The sequence below is a fragment of the Rhodococcus sp. MTM3W5.2 genome (assembly GCF_001984015.1).
GTDB lineage: Bacteria > Actinomycetota > Actinomycetes > Mycobacteriales > Mycobacteriaceae > Rhodococcus_G > Rhodococcus_G oryzae.
This window is the reverse complement of the sequence record NZ_CP019572.1, coordinates 3,610,993-3,624,388: the sequence shown is the minus strand read 5'-3', so window position 1 is coordinate 3,624,388 and position 13,396 is coordinate 3,610,993. Positions and strand designations below refer to the sequence as shown.

The following is a 13,396-nucleotide window of genomic DNA, read 5'->3' as shown; positions in this document are numbered from 1 at the left end:
TCGGGTGCGCCCTAGTGGCGCTCTCATGGGTAGGACGGAGCCGGGCAGGCTCTCCCGACACACTTCTACGAGAGAGGGGTGTGATTCAGGTCATGCAATCTGGTCGAGCGGTGTCGACTCGTCGGCCAGGCGGGCCGGGTCGACCGGTTCGCCCGCGGTGATCAGCTTCTTGACGGCGTCGGTCACGTCCCAGACGTTGACGTTCATGCCTGCCAGCACCCTGTTGTCCCCGCCCAGCCAGAATGCGACGAACTCGCGCCGGGTCACGTCGCCCCGCACGACGAGGCGGTCGTACCCGCCGGTCGGTGCGTATCCGACGTACTCCATGCCCAGGTCGTACTGATCGGTGAAGAAGTAAGGCAGGTTGTCGTACTCGGCGGGCCTGCCGAGCATCGTCGCCGCGGCGACGGCGGGCTGGTTGAGGGCGTTCGCCCAGTGCTCGACGCGAATCCTGGTGCCCAGCACCGGGTGCTGCTGCGCCGCGATGTCGCCGACCGCGACGATGTCGGGGTCGCTCGTGGTCATGCCCGCGTCCACGAGCACCCCGCCGTCCACCGCGAGCCCGGCCTGCTCGGCGAGTTCGACGTTCGGTTGCGCCCCGACCGCTACCAGCACCGCGTCGGCGGGCAGCACGTCGCCGGTCGCGAGGCGGACCCCGGTGACCCGCCCGGCGTCGGCGGTGATCTCCTCCACGGTGGCCTCGAAATGCATGTCGACGCCGTGCTCGCGGTGCAGTTCCGCGAAGACCGTGCCCATCTCGGGGCCGAGGGACCCGAGCAGAGGCAGCGCCGCGGACTCGATGACGGTGACGACGACACCGCGCTCGCGGGCCTGGGCGGCCACCTCGAGTCCGATCCACCCGGCGCCGATCACGACCAGGCGAGAATCCGCCTCCAGCGCGCCGATCAGGCCGTCGGACTCCTCGATCGTGCGCAGATAGTGCACCCCTGCGGCGTCGGAACCCGGGATCGGCGGTCGCCGCGAGCGCGAACCGGTGGCCAGCGCGAGCTTGTCGTAGCCGAGCGTCGAGCCGTCCGGCAGTCGTACCTCGTGGGCGTCGCGGTCGAGGGCGGTGGCGGTGGTGCCGAGCCGCAGGTCGACGTGGTGGTCGCGATACCAGTCGCCGTGATGCACGGTGAAGTCGGCGAGGGCCTTCTTGCCCGCGACGTGTTCCTTGGACAGAGGTGGCCGCTCGTACGGGAGGTGGTCCTCCGCGCTGAGCAGGACGATCGAGCCGTCGAAATCCTTCTCGCGCAGGGCTTCCGCGGTCTTCGCTCCGGCGAGCCCGCCGCCGACGATCACGAACGTACGGTTCGGTGACATGTCCTCACACTCCGTTCGAGACACTGCATTGTGACGAAAACGGTCCTGATGGCGCTGCTGTCGACCCTACTGCCGACCGTCATCCGGTAGGGGCTTCTCGGCCGGGAAGCATTCGGTCCGATCGGTGGTTGCCTACGAATGGACCCGTCGGTGACGGGTCCCCACCAGATGAGCGCGCCGACAGCCGTGACGAGAAGACAGGGGAGCAGCCCGTGAGTGACACCAGGGATACCGCCGATTTTTGGTTCGACCCGCTCTGCCCGTGGTGCTGGATCACCTCGCGCTGGATCCTCGAGGTCGAGAAGGTCCGTGACATCGAGGCGAATTTCCATGTCATGAGCCTTGCGGTCCTGAACGAGGGGCGCGATCTGCCCGAGGAATACCAGGCGATGATGGAGAAGGCGTGGGGTCCGGTCCGGGTCGCGATCGCCGCGGCCAAGGAACACGGCGACGAGGTGCTGCTGCCGCTGTACACCGCGATGGGGACCCGGATCCACGATCAGAACAACAAGGATTTCCCGGCCGTGATCGCGGAGGCGCTGGCCGAGGTGGGCCTGCCCGCAGACCTGGCCTCGGCAGCCGACACCGACGCGCACGACGAGGACCTGCGTCGCAGCCACAAGGCCGGGATGGATGCCGTCGGTCCCGATGTCGGCACCCCGACCATCCACGTGAACGGCGTCGCCTTCTTCGGCCCGGTGCTCTCGCGCATCCCTCGGGGCGAGGACGCCGGCCGGGTCTGGGACGGCACCGTCGCGCTGGCGTCGTACCCGCACTTCTTCGAGCTCAAGCGCACCCGGACCGAGGACCCCTCCTTCGAGTAGGCGCTACGCGCCCGTGAGTCCTTTTGGTCCCGTGGTGGGCCAGAAGGACTCACGGGCGGCGGAGCCGCCTAGGGCAGCACGAGGATCTTCACGTGCTCTTCGGGGTCGCGCAGCGCGGTGAAGGCCTCGGCGACGCCGTCCAGCCCGACCCGGCCGGTGATGATGGCCTCGGCGTCGATCTCGCCGTCGGCCAGCCGCTGCAGGGTGATGTCGTAGGCGTTCTCGTACGGACCGTGGCCGAAGTTGATCGCGATCCGGCGGAACTGTCCCACCACCGGAATGATCGTCTCGTCGCCGAACGGCGCCGCCAGCACCTGGATCCGCGAGTTGAACGGCATCGTGTGCATCAGGGTGCCCAGGATCCCGGCCCTGCCGCTGCACTCGTACGCGATCAGGATGCCCGCGCCCGCCTGGCCCACGAGGGTGTTGCCCTCGGCGACCATCTGGTTCCACAGCTCGATCGGGTCCTGCTCGTTCGGGTCGACGACGATGTCGGCGCCCATCTTCGCGGCGAGCTCGCGCCGCTTCGGCGACGGCTCGGACGCGATCACCAGCTGCGCCCCGCGGGCCTTGGCCGCGACGATGGCGCCGAGCCCGATGGTGCCGCAACCGATCACCAGTGCCGAGTCGGCGGGGGTGAGGCCGGACTGCTGCATGTGCATCTCGCCGACGTGCAGCGGTTCGGCCAGGGTGGCGTGCTCGAGCGAGAGACCCTGGGGGACGTGCCGGACCCAGAACGCGTCGACGACGATGTGCTCGCCGAACGCGCCGTGGTACTCGTTGGAGAACCCGATGATCTTCGGGATGCCGGTCGTGGTGTCGGTCGCAAGCCCGATACCCGCCACTCGGTCGCCGACGGCGAAATCGGTGACGGCCGAACCGACCTCGGACACGATGCCCGCGTACTCGTGGCCGAGGACGACGGGCCGGTCGGTGTCGAAGGTTGCCAGCGGATAGCCCGCGTTCTCGGCGACGTGCACGAACCGGCACGGGTCCTTCGACATGCTCAGGTCGCTGCCGCAGATGCCGCAGGCGGTCACGTCGATGCGGACCTGAGCGGGCGCGAGCGCGGGCGCATCCGGGACCTCGGCGACCGTGAACGCGCCGTCGCTGAACTGTGCTGCCTTCATGCCTGTGCTCCTGCGGTCTCGGCGGGCTGGCCGTAGTAGTCGGTGTGTGCCTTGGTGATCGCGCCGATCAGGCCGCCGAGCAGGTAGTCGCGGTTGTCCTCGGCGAACTGGAGGCTGGCCTCGCGGCCGGCGTTGCGGTTCTTGAAGTGTGGGATCACCTCGGAGGCGAACAGGTCGTAGCTGCGCTTGGTGTCCTCCCAGTTCGCCATGTCGACGTGCAGGATCAGCATGGTGCCGAACCCGCCGGTCTTCTCGATCAGCCGCTCGATCTGGGCGATCGCCTCGTCAGGGGTGCCGATGATGGCCTGACCGAACTCACCGAGGGTGTCGCCCCGCCACTGGTCGATGATCCCCTTGGGGGTCTGCGCCCAGTCCGGGTTCTGACCGGTCTGCCGGTTGACGTAGGCGGCCATCGAGTCGATCCGGCGGCTCACCGCGCGCTCCGCGTCGGCCCGCGTCTCGGCGAGGAACATCGGGTTGACCAGTCGCCAGGTGGACCGGTCGGCGACGTGCCCGTTCTCGGCGCAGACCTTCTCGTAGACGCCCCAGTTGCGATCGAGGACGTCGAATCCGCTTGGGGAGCTGGCGGCGAGCGAGAGCAGCGAGAGGCCGTGGGTCCCCGCGAGCACCGATCCGTTGGGGGACATCGTCGAGGCGGTCGCGATCTCGATGCCCGCCGGGTTGTAGGTGGGCAGCTGCGCGCGGGCGTCACGCAGGGTGAACCAGTCCGTCTCCATGTTCACGACCTCGCCGCGCAGCAGCGCGAGGATCGCCTCGAGGGCCTCGCCCTGCATCCGGCGCTGGTCCGAGGGATTGATCCCCATCATGTGCGCGTCGAGCGGGATCTTGCCTGGGCCGGTGCCGAAGATCAGCCGGCCGCGGGTCTGCAGGTCGAGCTGCGTGATCCGGTCCGCGGTGACCAGCGGATGGTGGTACGGCAGCGAGGTGACCCCGGTGCCGAACCGGATCCGTTCGGTCCGCTCCGCGGCCGCCGCGATGAACAGGTCAGGGGCGGGCACGATCTCGGCGCCGGTGGAGTGGTGCTCACCCATCCACGCCTCGTCGAAGCCGAGGTGATCGAGGTGTTCCATGAGGTCGATGTCGCGGCGCAGCTGCAGCGCGGGATCGGCGTTCAGCGGGTGGTATGGCGCGAGGAAGGCGCCGAATTTGATCGAATCGGTGGTCCACACGAGCGTCATCTCCTTGACAGGTGGGTGCCGGCCCTGGGGAGGGGGATCGAGGCGGTCGGCATTCGGAGTGAGCGGCATCACATCCGCCTGTCCGCAGTTCTATCACCGAACTGGATCAACTGATCCAAAAATCTCCCGCTGAGTGGACACTCGTGCGAAGGTGTGGATTTCCGGTTCCCTGTCGGTGGGTCAGGAGCCGAGCAGTCGGTCGGCGCCGCCGACGACGAAGACGACGAGGTCCTCATAGAAGCTCGTCAGGTCCTCGGGGAGAGGCGGCCGGCGCCGTGGCTCCACTCGTCGGCCCGGCCCAGTGCCTGAAGGAAACCCATCACCGAGATCGCCCAGCGGAGCTGAAGGCGGTCCGGGTCGGAGTGTGGATACGCGCGGCGGACCTGATCGAGCAGGCTCTCGTCGACGTGCTGGCCCGTGGCCTCGAGGGCCGGATGTCCCTCCTGGGATATCTGCGCGATGATCTTGACCCATCGCATGCCCCGGACGCGTTGTCGGAGTACGAGTTCGAGATAGGGCTCGGTGACGGCACGAACCAGGGTGTCTGCGGTCGGCGGGACGGGCGATGCGGCGAGTCGGTCTACGTTGATCCGGATCTGGTCGCGGACCGCGCCGCCGAGATCGAGGAGGACCGCCGCCAGCAGGTCGTCCTTCGAGCCGAAGTGGTAATGCACCGAGGCAGGCCCGAGCCCGGCGGCCGAGTTGACGGCCCGGATCGACACGGCGTCCACACCCTGGGCGGCGAAGAGTTTCTCGGCCGTCTTCACCAGGCGCATTCGGGTGGCGTTGCCCTGACGGTTCTGGTTCGGGGTGGACATGTCGAGAGTTTCGCACACCCTTGACATGGGTGGGGTCATGGCATCAAATGGGCTCAACGATTCAATCAACTGATCCAGTTATGTGGTCGGTCCTGGGTAGAAGCGGGTACGAGATGCAGCTCGAGGTGGACCTTCGCGAGGCCGTGGCAACGGTGGAACTGACGGGGGTCGACGAGTTCACCAGTCTGGCGGTCACCGTGCTTGGCGATCGCGACCGGGAACGGGCCGCCGCCGCGCTGGGCGCATGGGGCACCGTTGATGGCGACCACGTCTGGCTCGACATCGGCGCCCTCGAGGGGCAGTGCGCAGCCACCCCCTGCGCGGCGAGGGCTGGCTGCCCCGGTTCGTGGCGATGATCGACTATGCGGAGTCCAAGGGCTGGGTGGATCCGGACCACCGCCGGGTCCGTGCGCACTGCGAGCAGGTCGCCGGCTAGAACACCCGGCCGTGGCGCGAGCGGTCCCGCAGGGCGGCGGCGCGCCAGGTCAGCACCGGATGGCCGGACAGGATGTTCACCAGCCAGGGGAAGAACCCGCGCTCGGTCCTGGCCCGGTCCGCCATCTCGTCGAACCCGACCAGGCTCATCAGGTACTTGCCCGCGGCGAGCACGCCGATCGCGCCCGGTGCCCCGTGTGGACGGTTGCACAGCCCGTGGTTGTCGGCGGTGTATTCCTGCGCGCGCGAGAGCGAGGACCCGATCACCGGGATGTAGTTGGAGGCGAACATGCCGAGCTGGCGCCAGTAGGAGGTGTGGCCCGCCGCGATGTGCCCGACCTCGTGTCCGATGATGAACGCCAGTGCATCGGGATTGCGTGCCTGGCCGCCGATCTCGAACAGGTCGCTGTAGACCACCACGTACCGCCGGAAGCCGTGGCCGGAGGCGAACGCGTTGATCTGACCGTTGCCGAGGACGACATAGCCGTCGGGCACCTGCGGCATGCCGAACCGCGCTGCCGCCTCGACCAGCATCCGGTAGCCGTCGGGGAACTGGGTCGGCGTCATCTTCACGCCGTTGACACGCTGCGCGGCGTACATCTGGCCGCGGGCGAAGAACAGCAGGATCGGTGCGAGCAGCACGATGATGACCCACGGCTCCAGCGCGCCCGAGGCGATCAGCGCGATCGACACCAGGTAGGCCACCACGGTGGTCGCGATCGACAGGATCAGCAACGGGATCTCGAAGTGGTGCCGGATCGGCATACCCCACGGAGAGAGCCCTCGCGGCGGGAGCATCTGCGGTGGCGCGAATCCGGGGGCCGGGTGGACGGGCGAGTGATGCGTGATCGTGGGTGGGAACTGCTCCATGTGGACAAACCCTATTCGTGGTCGGGTCCGGGGTCGCCGCGCCGACCTGTCAGAATCGACACATGCGCGTATACCTAGGTGCCGACCACGCAGGCTTCGAACTCAAGAACCAGATCAAGGACCATCTCACCGCGAACGGCCACGAGGCCGTGGACTGCGGCGCCCACGTGTACGACGCCGTGGACGACTACCCGGCGTTCTGCGTCGAGGCCGCGCGCCGCGTGGTCGAGGACGAGGGCAGCCTGGGCATCGTGCTCGGCGGCAGCGGCAACGGCGAGCAGATCGCCGCGAACAAGGTGCCCGGCGCCCGCTGCGCCCTGGCATGGAGCGTGGAGACCGCCCAGCTCGCGCGCCAGCACAACAAGGCCCAGCTGATCGGCATCGGCGGCCGGATGCACTCGCTCGAGGAGGCCCTTGCCATCGTCGACGCGTTCCTCGAGACCCCGTGGTCGGGCGAGGAGCGGCACCAGCGGCGCATCGACATCCTGTCCGAGTACGAGCGCACCGGCGTGCCGCCGGCCCTGCCCGAGGCCTGAGTGCCCGAGGGTCACACTCTCCACCGACTCGCACGGGAGCACCAGCGACACTTCGCCGGTGCTCCCGTTCGTGTGTCCAGCCCGCAGGGCAGGTTCGAGTCCGGAGCGGCGAGCGTCGACGGCCGGGTCCTGGTCCGGGCCGAGGCGTGGGGCAAGCACCTGCTGCACCACTACGAGTCGGGCCTGATCGTGCACGTGCACCTCGGGCTGTACGGCAAGTTCACCGATCTCCCGCTGCCCATGGGCACGCCGGTTGGCCAGGTCCGCATGCGGATGGTCGGGGCCGAGATCGGCACCGACCTGCGCGGGCCGACCGCCTGCGAGATCTATGACGAGCCCCAGCTGCGCGCACTAGAGGTACGGCTGGGCCCCGACCCGCTGCGTCCCGACGCCGACCCCGCGCGGGCGTGGCGCCGGATCTCCAAGTCGCAGAACGCGATCGGCGCACTGCTGATGGATCAGCAGGTGATCGCCGGGGTCGGCAATGTCTATCGGGCCGAGCTGCTGTTCCGGCACGGGATCAACCCGAACCGCCCCGGCGCGCGGCTGGGTACGGCTGAATGGGATGCCATGTGGACAGACCTCGTCTCACTGATGAAGGTCGGTGTCCGGCGGGGGAAGATGCACGTGGTGCACCCCGAGCACGACAACGGCGAGCCGGCGTACGCCAAGGACCGCCCGCGTACTTACGTGTACCGCCGAACGGGATCGGCCTGCCGCGTGTGCGGCACGCCGATCGCCCACTCGGTCATGAAGGCGCGCAACCTGTTCTGGTGCCCGACCTGTCAGTCGGTCTGAGGCGTCAAACGAGTTCGGCAGGATTTCGCCCGGAAAGCGGGTGAAATCCTGCCGAAATCCTGCCGAAATTCGTAGAGCAGTCCTAGAAGCCGCCGAAGTCGCCGCCGCCGAAATCGCCACCGCCCCAGTCGCCACCACCGGCGTCGCCCCCGAAGTCGCCGCCGCCCGTGTCACCGCCGGCGTCGGCGCCCGCGTCGCCACCTTCGCCACCGGCGTCGCCGCCCGCATCGCCACCGCCCGCGTCGCTGCCGTCGCCGGCGCCGCTCTCGAAAGCCTGCGCGTCATAGGGCACACCGGCCATGCCGCCGAACATAGCGGAGAACAGGAACATCGAGCCCACGCCCCACGCGCCCGCAACGAGCGCCGGCTTCCACCAGGGCTCGGAGTACCAGCCGGCCGGGACGGGCCGACCCGCGACGCGACCGCCCGGGTAGTAGTTCGGGGTGCGCGGGGACGGGTTCGGGGAAGCCGAGACCTGACGGCCCTCGAACTCGATGTCCCGGTTCTCGGTCACCTCGCCCGCGGCGCGCTGGCCGTCGATGCTCGGAACCTCGGGGCCCGGGTCCATCCCCATCGCCGTTCGCGCGGCACGGATGTAGTAGAGGCCTTCCAGCGCAGTCTGCTTCGCGAGGCGGGCCTGCGCCGGGCTGTTGGCCTGGTCGATCTGCGAGCCGGCCGCGATGTGTCGCTCGGACGCGTCGGCGAGGGCCTGCTTCGAGGCCATGTCGGTGCCGGTCAGGTTGTAGACCTGGCCGCCGAGCCGCTCGATCGCCTGGCGCGCGTCCGCCTTGGCGTCCTCGAGTTGGGTGGCGGTGTGGCCGACCGAGCGCTTCTGGCTTCTCATGACCAGGAACACGACGACACCGATGACGGCGAGGATCAGGAGGAGTTCCACTGGGGGCCTTCCCATGGGGACAAATCGGACGAGTCCCAGCCTACCGGCGATCCGGAGGTGCTCGCCGTCGCGGAACTGCCCCCCTGGCATCGCGTCGAGCGGTGTGGTCTGCGCCGCAGCCCGACGGCTACCCGCCGCGCACCCGGTCGCCCTCGAGGGTTCGGCGAATCGCGCTGGTGCCGAGCTCCATCATGGCCGTGGTGCGGTCCGCCAGTGCATCCGGCAGCACGTCCGCGATCCAGACGAATCGGGTGCGGCCATCGCTCTCGGCGAACACCTGGGCCGACCCGTTGTGATGCTCGTAGGGCCCGCCGACGATCGACCACGACAGGCGGCGGGCCGACTCGTCCAGCGCGACCAGCCGTTCGCGGACAACCGAGCCGTCGCCGAACGTGACGATCCGGTCGCCCCCGTCGATGGTGGTGTCCGTGACGAACCCGGCGGCCAGGCGTTGGTGCAGCGCACCCCAGTCGCGGAGCGCATCCCATGCGCGCTCGGGGTGGTGTCGACGAGTGTTTCGGTGCGTATGTATGCCATGACCCGAGCGTGCCCCTCCATCGGTCCGCTCGTCTTGAACATTTTGCGGTCCCGTGTCGGTGGCCGCGCGTAGCGTTTTCCTCATGCAATCGGCGGCGCGGATCGCGGAGTCGCCCCAGTTCAGTGCCTGGGCGGTCACCTGTGCCGGCGAGCACGCCGCGTGGTCGGATCCGGAGTGCCACGACGATCACCGGCTGGTGCTCGTGCGGGCGGGACGGTTCCTGCGTCGGGCCGACGGAGCCGAATCGGTGCTGGACCGGACCACCGCCTACCTCGGCCGACCGGGCCAGGAGGAGCGGTTCGCACATCCCGTCGGCGGCGACCTCTGCACCTCGATCGACATCGGCACCGAGCTGTGGCACTCGATCGCGGGCGACCCAGCGGCGCCGCCCGTCGCGGACCTCTACGTCGATGCCAGGGTGGAACTGTGGCATCGGCGGCTGCTCCTGGCGGCGGGGAGCGGCGACGTCGGGTTCGCGGTCGCCGAGGAACTGGTGGGGCTCGTCGGGGAGGTCGTGCCGCGCGTCACGGGCGACGCGCGACCCCGGATCCGGTCCGGCGCGCGCGGCCGGTCGCTGGTGGCCGACGCCAGGGCGGCGATCCTCGACGATGCCCCCGGATCCGACGGGCTGATCCCGCTGGCGGGCGCACTGGAGGTGTCGCCGTTCCTGCTGAGTCGTCACTTCACCGCGGTCACCGGTGTCTCCGTCACCCGCTATCGCAACCGGGTCCGGGTGGGCAGGGCGCTGGCTCGGCTCGAGGGCGGGGAGCGGGACCTCGCGGTACTCGCCGCGGACCTCGGGTTCGCCGACCAGGCCCACCTGACCAGGACGATGCGCGCCCACCTGGGCCGGACTCCGGGTGCGGTGCGGGCGCTGCTGTCGCCTGACGAAACGCTCGCCGAGCCGCCCCGCCCCGTCGGGTCCATGTCCGAATAATCACTTTCGTCGGGACTGTGGGTCGTGATGAAGTGCGGTATGGAAATCTCGATTCGACCCTTGGCGGCAGAGGATCTGGACCGCGCAGCGTCCGTTCTCGGGGAGGCTTTCGCCGACTATCCCTGGACGAGGTGGTGCGTCCAAGCCGATTTGCACGAGGAGCGGGTGGGCGGGCTTCAACGGTTGTACCTCGAACACATGGCCGTGCCGCATGGTCTCGCGTATATCGACGCCGACCGGAATGGCGTGGTCGCTTTCATTCCTCCCGACGTGTCGCCTCCGGACGAATCGGTTCTCGCGTCCATCGCCGAGCTGCACGGGGACCGGTTCCTGCGAATGACGGACGCGGAGGAGCAACTGTCGGCGATGGGCTCCTGGGGCGACGCGTGGCTTCTGGCGACGATCGGGGTCGCCCGCGGGGCGCAGGGGCGTGGGCTTGGCGGCGATCTGCTCGCCGCGGGGCTCGCGGAGATGGACCGCGCGGGCCACGCAGTGTGGCTGGATACGGCGACCCGCCGAAACCTGCCTCTGTACGAGCGTCACGGGTTCTCGATCGCGGGGCACATCACGATCGACCACGGGCCCGAGGTGTGGCGAATGTATCGGGGGCCGCGGGGGTAGCGGACTGTCGGTGCCCGATGCGAACATATGTTCGTGTCCGATCGTGCAGCGTTTCCGCCCTCGCCCTCGCCTACGGAGCCGGCCAGGGCCGACGCCACGATCCTGCACGCCGATCTCGATGCCTTCTACGCCTCGGTCGAGCAGCGGGACGACCCGTCGCTGCGGGGCCGGCCGGTCATCGTCGGCGGGGGTGTGGTGCTCGCCGCCAGCTACGAGGCGAAGGCATTCGGCGTACGGACGCCGAGCAACGGAGGGCAGGCGTTGCGGCTGTGCCCGCAGGCGGTGGTCGTGCGGCCGAGGATGTCGGCCTACGCCGAGGCGAGCAGGGCCGTGTTCGAGGTCTTCCGGAACACCACCCCGCTGGTGGAGGGCATCTCGATCGACGAGGCGTTCCTCGACGTCGGGGGGCTGCGCCGGGTGTCCGGCACCCCGTTCGAGATCGCCTCCCGGCTGCGGCGCGAGGTCCGCGAGCAAGTCGGGCTGCCGATTACCGTGGGGATCGCCCGTACAAAGTTCCTCGCGAAGGTGGCCAGTGCCGTCGGTAAGCCGGACGGGCTGTTGCTCGTCCCTCCGGATCGCGAGCTCGAGTTCCTGCACCCCCTTCCGGTCGAGCGGTTGTGGGGTGTCGGCGCGGTGACCTCGCGCAAGCTCCGTGACTACGGCATAGCCACGGTCGGACAGATGGCGGTGCTACCGGAACGCGAACTCGCCGCCGTTGTCGGCCAGGCGGCGGGGCGACATCTGCACGCACTGGCCTGGGCACGAGACTCGCGCCGCGTGCATACGGGAACGAGGCGGCGTTCGATCGGCGCCCAGCACGCGCTCGGGCGCAGGCCGAGATCCCAGGCGGAGATCGACGCGCTCGCCGCCGCGCTGGTCGACCGCGTCACGCGGCGCCTCCGCCGCGCTGGCCGGGTCTGTCGCACCGTGGTCGTGCGGATGCGATTTGCGGACTTCGCCCGCGCCACCCGCTCGTTCACGCTGCCGCAGGCGACGGCCCGCACCGAGACGATCCTGTCCACGGTGCGCGTTCTGCTCGACCAGGCCCGGCCGATGATTCTCGGCCAGGGGCTGACGCTGATCGGTGTCGCGCTGACCAACCTCGACCGCGAGGGTGCCGAGCAGTTGGCGCTGCCGTTCGAGCTCGAGGCAGGGGCGGCGGAGCGGGCGCCGCGGGAAGTCACCGCCCTCGACACCGCGCTGGACTCGGTCCGGGACCGGTTCGGGGCGGTGGCCGTCACGCGGGCGGCCCTGCTCGGGAAGGATCGCGGTGACAGCGTCCCGATCCTCCCCGATCAGTGACCGTCAGGCGTTCGCGGCAGCGTTCAGCTGCTCGAGGGTGCCCGTCGCCTCGAGGTACTCCTGGACCCAGCGCTCGATGACCGCCGAGGTCTTCTCTACCTTGGTGAACTGGCCGACGACCTGGCCGACCGGGTTGAACGCGACGTCGACGGTCTCGTCCGGGTACTTGTGGGTGGCCGCCACGGCCATCCCGGAGACCATGTACTGCAGCGGCATTCCGAGAGGCTCGGGGTTGCCGTCCTTCTCCCACGCCTCGGTCCAGTCGTTGCGCAGCATCCGGCACGGCTTGCCGGTGAACGACCGGCTGCGCACCGTGTCCCGGCTGGACGCGTTCGCGTAGGCAGCCTGCTGGACGGCGGTGTTCTCGGCCTCCTCGACCATCAGCCACTGCGAGCCCGACCAGGCGCCCTGTGCGCCCATGGCCAGGGCCGCCGCGATCTGCTGGCCGCTGCCGATACCGCCCGCCGCGAGCACCGGCACCGGGGCGACCTCCTTGACGACCTGCGGCCACAGCACGATCGATCCGACCTCGCCGCAGTGTCCGCCGCCCTCGCCGCCCTGGGCGATGATGATGTCCACGCCCGCGTCCGCGTGCTTGCGGGCCTGGTAGGGCGAGCCGCACAGGGCGGCGACCTTGCGGCCGGCGTCGTGGATGTGCTTGATCATGTCCGCAGGCGGCGTGCCGAGCGCGTTCGCGATGAGCGTCACCTTCGGGTGCTGCAGCGCGACCTCGACCTGCGGGGTGGCTGTGGCCTCCGTCCAGCCGAGAAGCTGCAACGCGTTCTCGTTGCCGTCGTCAGGCAAGGGCACACCGTGGTCGGTAAGGATCTTGCGTCCGAAGTCGAGGGTTTCCTGCGGCACCATCGACTGCAGCATCGTGGTGAGTTCGTCGGCGGACAGGTTCGAGTCCATGCCCTCGTACTTGTTCGGGATGACGATGTCGACACCGTACGGGTGGTCGCCGATGTGCTCATCGATCCACTTCAGCTCGATTTCGAGCTCCTCGGGTGTGAACCCGACCGCTCCGAGGACGCCGAAGCCGCCAGCCTTGCTCACGGCGACCACGACGTCGCGGCAATGGGTGAACGCGAAGATGGGGAACTCGATGCCGAGTTCGTCGCAAAGGGGGGTGTGCATGCGGCACTCCTACACTGTCAGCGGTGGAAGACT

General features: G+C 69.3%; 15 protein-coding genes. 7 read left to right on the top strand and 8 right to left on the bottom strand.

What is annotated here, in order from left to right; genetic code table 11:
- Window positions 1–90: 90 nt before the first annotated feature.
- On the bottom strand, window positions 91–1,323 hold the full coding sequence (locus tag BTZ20_RS16590) for an NAD(P)/FAD-dependent oxidoreductase (RefSeq protein ID WP_077042124.1): 1,233 nt from the start codon (window positions 1,321–1,323) through the stop codon (window positions 91–93).
- Window positions 1,324–1,535: 212 nt separating this feature from the next.
- Between BTZ20_RS16590 and BTZ20_RS16585 the strand changes: the two genes are divergently transcribed.
- A complete protein-coding gene (locus tag BTZ20_RS16585; RefSeq protein WP_077042123.1) occupies window positions 1,536–2,147 on the top strand; it encodes a DsbA family protein in 612 nt (203 codons plus the stop codon).
- 68 nt (window positions 2,148–2,215) lie between these two features.
- Here BTZ20_RS16585 and BTZ20_RS16580 read toward each other — a convergent pair whose 3' ends face one another.
- The 3 genes from BTZ20_RS16580 to BTZ20_RS16570 all read right to left on the bottom strand — a co-directional run bounded on the left by BTZ20_RS16580 (window position 2,216) and on the right by BTZ20_RS16570 (window position 5,294).
- Window positions 2,216–3,277 (bottom strand): alcohol dehydrogenase catalytic domain-containing protein, encoded by a 1,062-nt coding sequence (locus tag BTZ20_RS16580; RefSeq protein WP_077042122.1) that lies wholly within the window; start codon window positions 3,275–3,277, stop codon window positions 2,216–2,218.
- Window positions 3,274–4,476 carry an LLM class flavin-dependent oxidoreductase gene (locus BTZ20_RS16575; RefSeq protein WP_223263371.1) on the bottom strand — a complete coding sequence of 401 codons (1,203 nt, stop codon included), beginning with the start codon at window positions 4,474–4,476 and terminating at the stop codon, window positions 3,274–3,276. Before BTZ20_RS16575 ends, BTZ20_RS16580 begins: the two co-directional genes overlap by 4 nt.
- Window positions 4,477–4,721: 245 nt before the next feature.
- Window positions 4,722–5,294 carry a TetR/AcrR family transcriptional regulator gene (locus BTZ20_RS16570; RefSeq protein ID WP_317616043.1) on the bottom strand — a complete coding sequence of 191 codons (573 nt, stop codon included), beginning with the start codon at window positions 5,292–5,294 and terminating at the stop codon, window positions 4,722–4,724.
- A 113-nt stretch (window positions 5,295–5,407) separates the two neighbouring features.
- Here BTZ20_RS16570 and BTZ20_RS16565 point away from each other — a divergent pair, with 113 nt between their 5' ends.
- Window positions 5,408–5,650 (top strand): hypothetical protein, encoded by a 243-nt coding sequence (locus tag BTZ20_RS16565; protein WP_223263370.1) that lies wholly within the window; start codon window positions 5,408–5,410, stop codon window positions 5,648–5,650.
- Window positions 5,651–5,726: 76 nt separating this feature from the next.
- On the opposite strand, the gene BTZ20_RS16560 is transcribed toward BTZ20_RS16565, so the two are convergent.
- Window positions 5,727–6,599 (bottom strand): M48 family metallopeptidase, encoded by an 873-nt coding sequence (locus BTZ20_RS16560; RefSeq protein WP_411269077.1) that lies wholly within the window; start codon window positions 6,597–6,599, stop codon window positions 5,727–5,729.
- A gap of 62 nt (window positions 6,600–6,661) precedes the next feature.
- Between BTZ20_RS16560 and BTZ20_RS16555 the strand changes: the two genes are divergently transcribed.
- Both BTZ20_RS16555 and BTZ20_RS16550 read left to right on the top strand, forming a co-directional pair.
- Window positions 6,662–7,135 carry a ribose-5-phosphate isomerase gene (locus tag BTZ20_RS16555; protein WP_077042121.1) on the top strand — a complete coding sequence of 158 codons (474 nt, stop codon included), beginning with the start codon at window positions 6,662–6,664 and terminating at the stop codon, window positions 7,133–7,135.
- Window positions 7,136–7,933: an Fpg/Nei family DNA glycosylase gene (locus tag BTZ20_RS16550; RefSeq protein WP_077042120.1), complete on the top strand. Its 798-nt coding sequence runs from the start codon at window positions 7,136–7,138 to the stop codon at window positions 7,931–7,933.
- 82 nt (window positions 7,934–8,015) lie between these two features.
- Here the strand turns inward: BTZ20_RS16550 and BTZ20_RS16545 are convergent, their stop codons facing one another.
- Both BTZ20_RS16545 and BTZ20_RS16540 read right to left on the bottom strand, forming a co-directional pair.
- A complete protein-coding gene (locus tag BTZ20_RS16545) occupies window positions 8,016–8,828 on the bottom strand; it encodes a hypothetical protein (RefSeq protein WP_077042119.1) in 813 nt (270 codons plus the stop codon).
- Window positions 8,829–8,955: 127 nt separating this feature from the next.
- A complete protein-coding gene (locus BTZ20_RS16540) occupies window positions 8,956–9,450 on the bottom strand; it encodes an SRPBCC family protein (protein ID WP_223263369.1) in 495 nt (164 codons plus the stop codon).
- On the opposite strand from BTZ20_RS16540, the gene BTZ20_RS16535 reads away from it, so the two are divergent.
- Genes BTZ20_RS16535 through dinB form a run of 3 tightly spaced genes read left to right on the top strand, consistent with a single transcriptional unit; the run spans window position 9,449 to window position 12,226 of the window.
- Window positions 9,449–10,303 carry a helix-turn-helix domain-containing protein gene (locus tag BTZ20_RS16535; RefSeq protein WP_145982314.1) on the top strand — a complete coding sequence of 285 codons (855 nt, stop codon included), beginning with the start codon at window positions 9,449–9,451 and terminating at the stop codon, window positions 10,301–10,303. The genes BTZ20_RS16540 and BTZ20_RS16535 overlap by 2 nt on opposite strands.
- A gap of 60 nt (window positions 10,304–10,363) precedes the next feature.
- The gene (locus BTZ20_RS16530) at window positions 10,364–10,924 is read left to right on the top strand and encodes a GNAT family N-acetyltransferase (RefSeq protein WP_223263368.1); all 561 of its coding nucleotides are present in this window, start codon (window positions 10,364–10,366) and stop codon (window positions 10,922–10,924) included.
- A gap of 27 nt (window positions 10,925–10,951) precedes the next feature.
- Window positions 10,952–12,226 carry a DNA polymerase IV gene (gene dinB / locus BTZ20_RS16525; protein WP_077042117.1) on the top strand — a complete coding sequence of 425 codons (1,275 nt, stop codon included), beginning with the start codon at window positions 10,952–10,954 and terminating at the stop codon, window positions 12,224–12,226.
- Window positions 12,227–12,229: 3 nt separating this feature from the next.
- Here the strand turns inward: dinB and BTZ20_RS16520 are convergent, their stop codons facing one another.
- Window positions 12,230–13,363 (bottom strand): nitronate monooxygenase, encoded by a 1,134-nt coding sequence (locus BTZ20_RS16520; RefSeq protein ID WP_077042116.1) that lies wholly within the window; start codon window positions 13,361–13,363, stop codon window positions 12,230–12,232.
- Window positions 13,364–13,396 lie beyond the last annotated feature (33 nt).

Excerpts from the sequence above, each read along its gene's own strand:
- BTZ20_RS16590 (WP_077042124.1), bottom strand. The coding sequence starts at position 1,323 with ATGTCACCGAACCGTACGTTCGTGATCGTCGGCGGCGGGCTCGCCGGA.
- BTZ20_RS16580 (WP_077042122.1), bottom strand. The coding sequence starts at position 3,277 with ATGAAGGCAGCACAGTTCAGCGACGGCGCGTTCACGGTCGCCGAGGTC.
- BTZ20_RS16575 (WP_223263371.1), bottom strand. The coding sequence starts at position 4,476 with ATGACGCTCGTGTGGACCACCGATTCGATCAAATTCGGCGCCTTCCTC.
- BTZ20_RS16570 (WP_317616043.1), bottom strand. The coding sequence starts at position 5,294 with ATGTCCACCCCGAACCAGAACCGTCAGGGCAACGCCACCCGAATGCGC.
- BTZ20_RS16565 (WP_223263370.1), top strand. The coding sequence starts at position 5,408 with ATGCAGCTCGAGGTGGACCTTCGCGAGGCCGTGGCAACGGTGGAACTG.
- BTZ20_RS16560 (WP_411269077.1), bottom strand. The coding sequence starts at position 6,599 with ATGGAGCAGTTCCCACCCACGATCACGCATCACTCGCCCGTCCACCCG.
- BTZ20_RS16555 (WP_077042121.1), top strand. The coding sequence starts at position 6,662 with ATGCGCGTATACCTAGGTGCCGACCACGCAGGCTTCGAACTCAAGAAC.
- BTZ20_RS16535 (WP_145982314.1), top strand. The coding sequence starts at position 9,449 with ATGCAATCGGCGGCGCGGATCGCGGAGTCGCCCCAGTTCAGTGCCTGG.
- BTZ20_RS16540 (WP_223263369.1), bottom strand. The coding sequence starts at position 9,450 with ATGAGGAAAACGCTACGCGCGGCCACCGACACGGGACCGCAAAATGTT.
- dinB (WP_077042117.1), top strand. The coding sequence starts at position 10,952 with ATGTTCGTGTCCGATCGTGCAGCGTTTCCGCCCTCGCCCTCGCCTACG.
- BTZ20_RS16520 (WP_077042116.1), bottom strand. The coding sequence starts at position 13,363 with ATGCACACCCCCCTTTGCGACGAACTCGGCATCGAGTTCCCCATCTTC.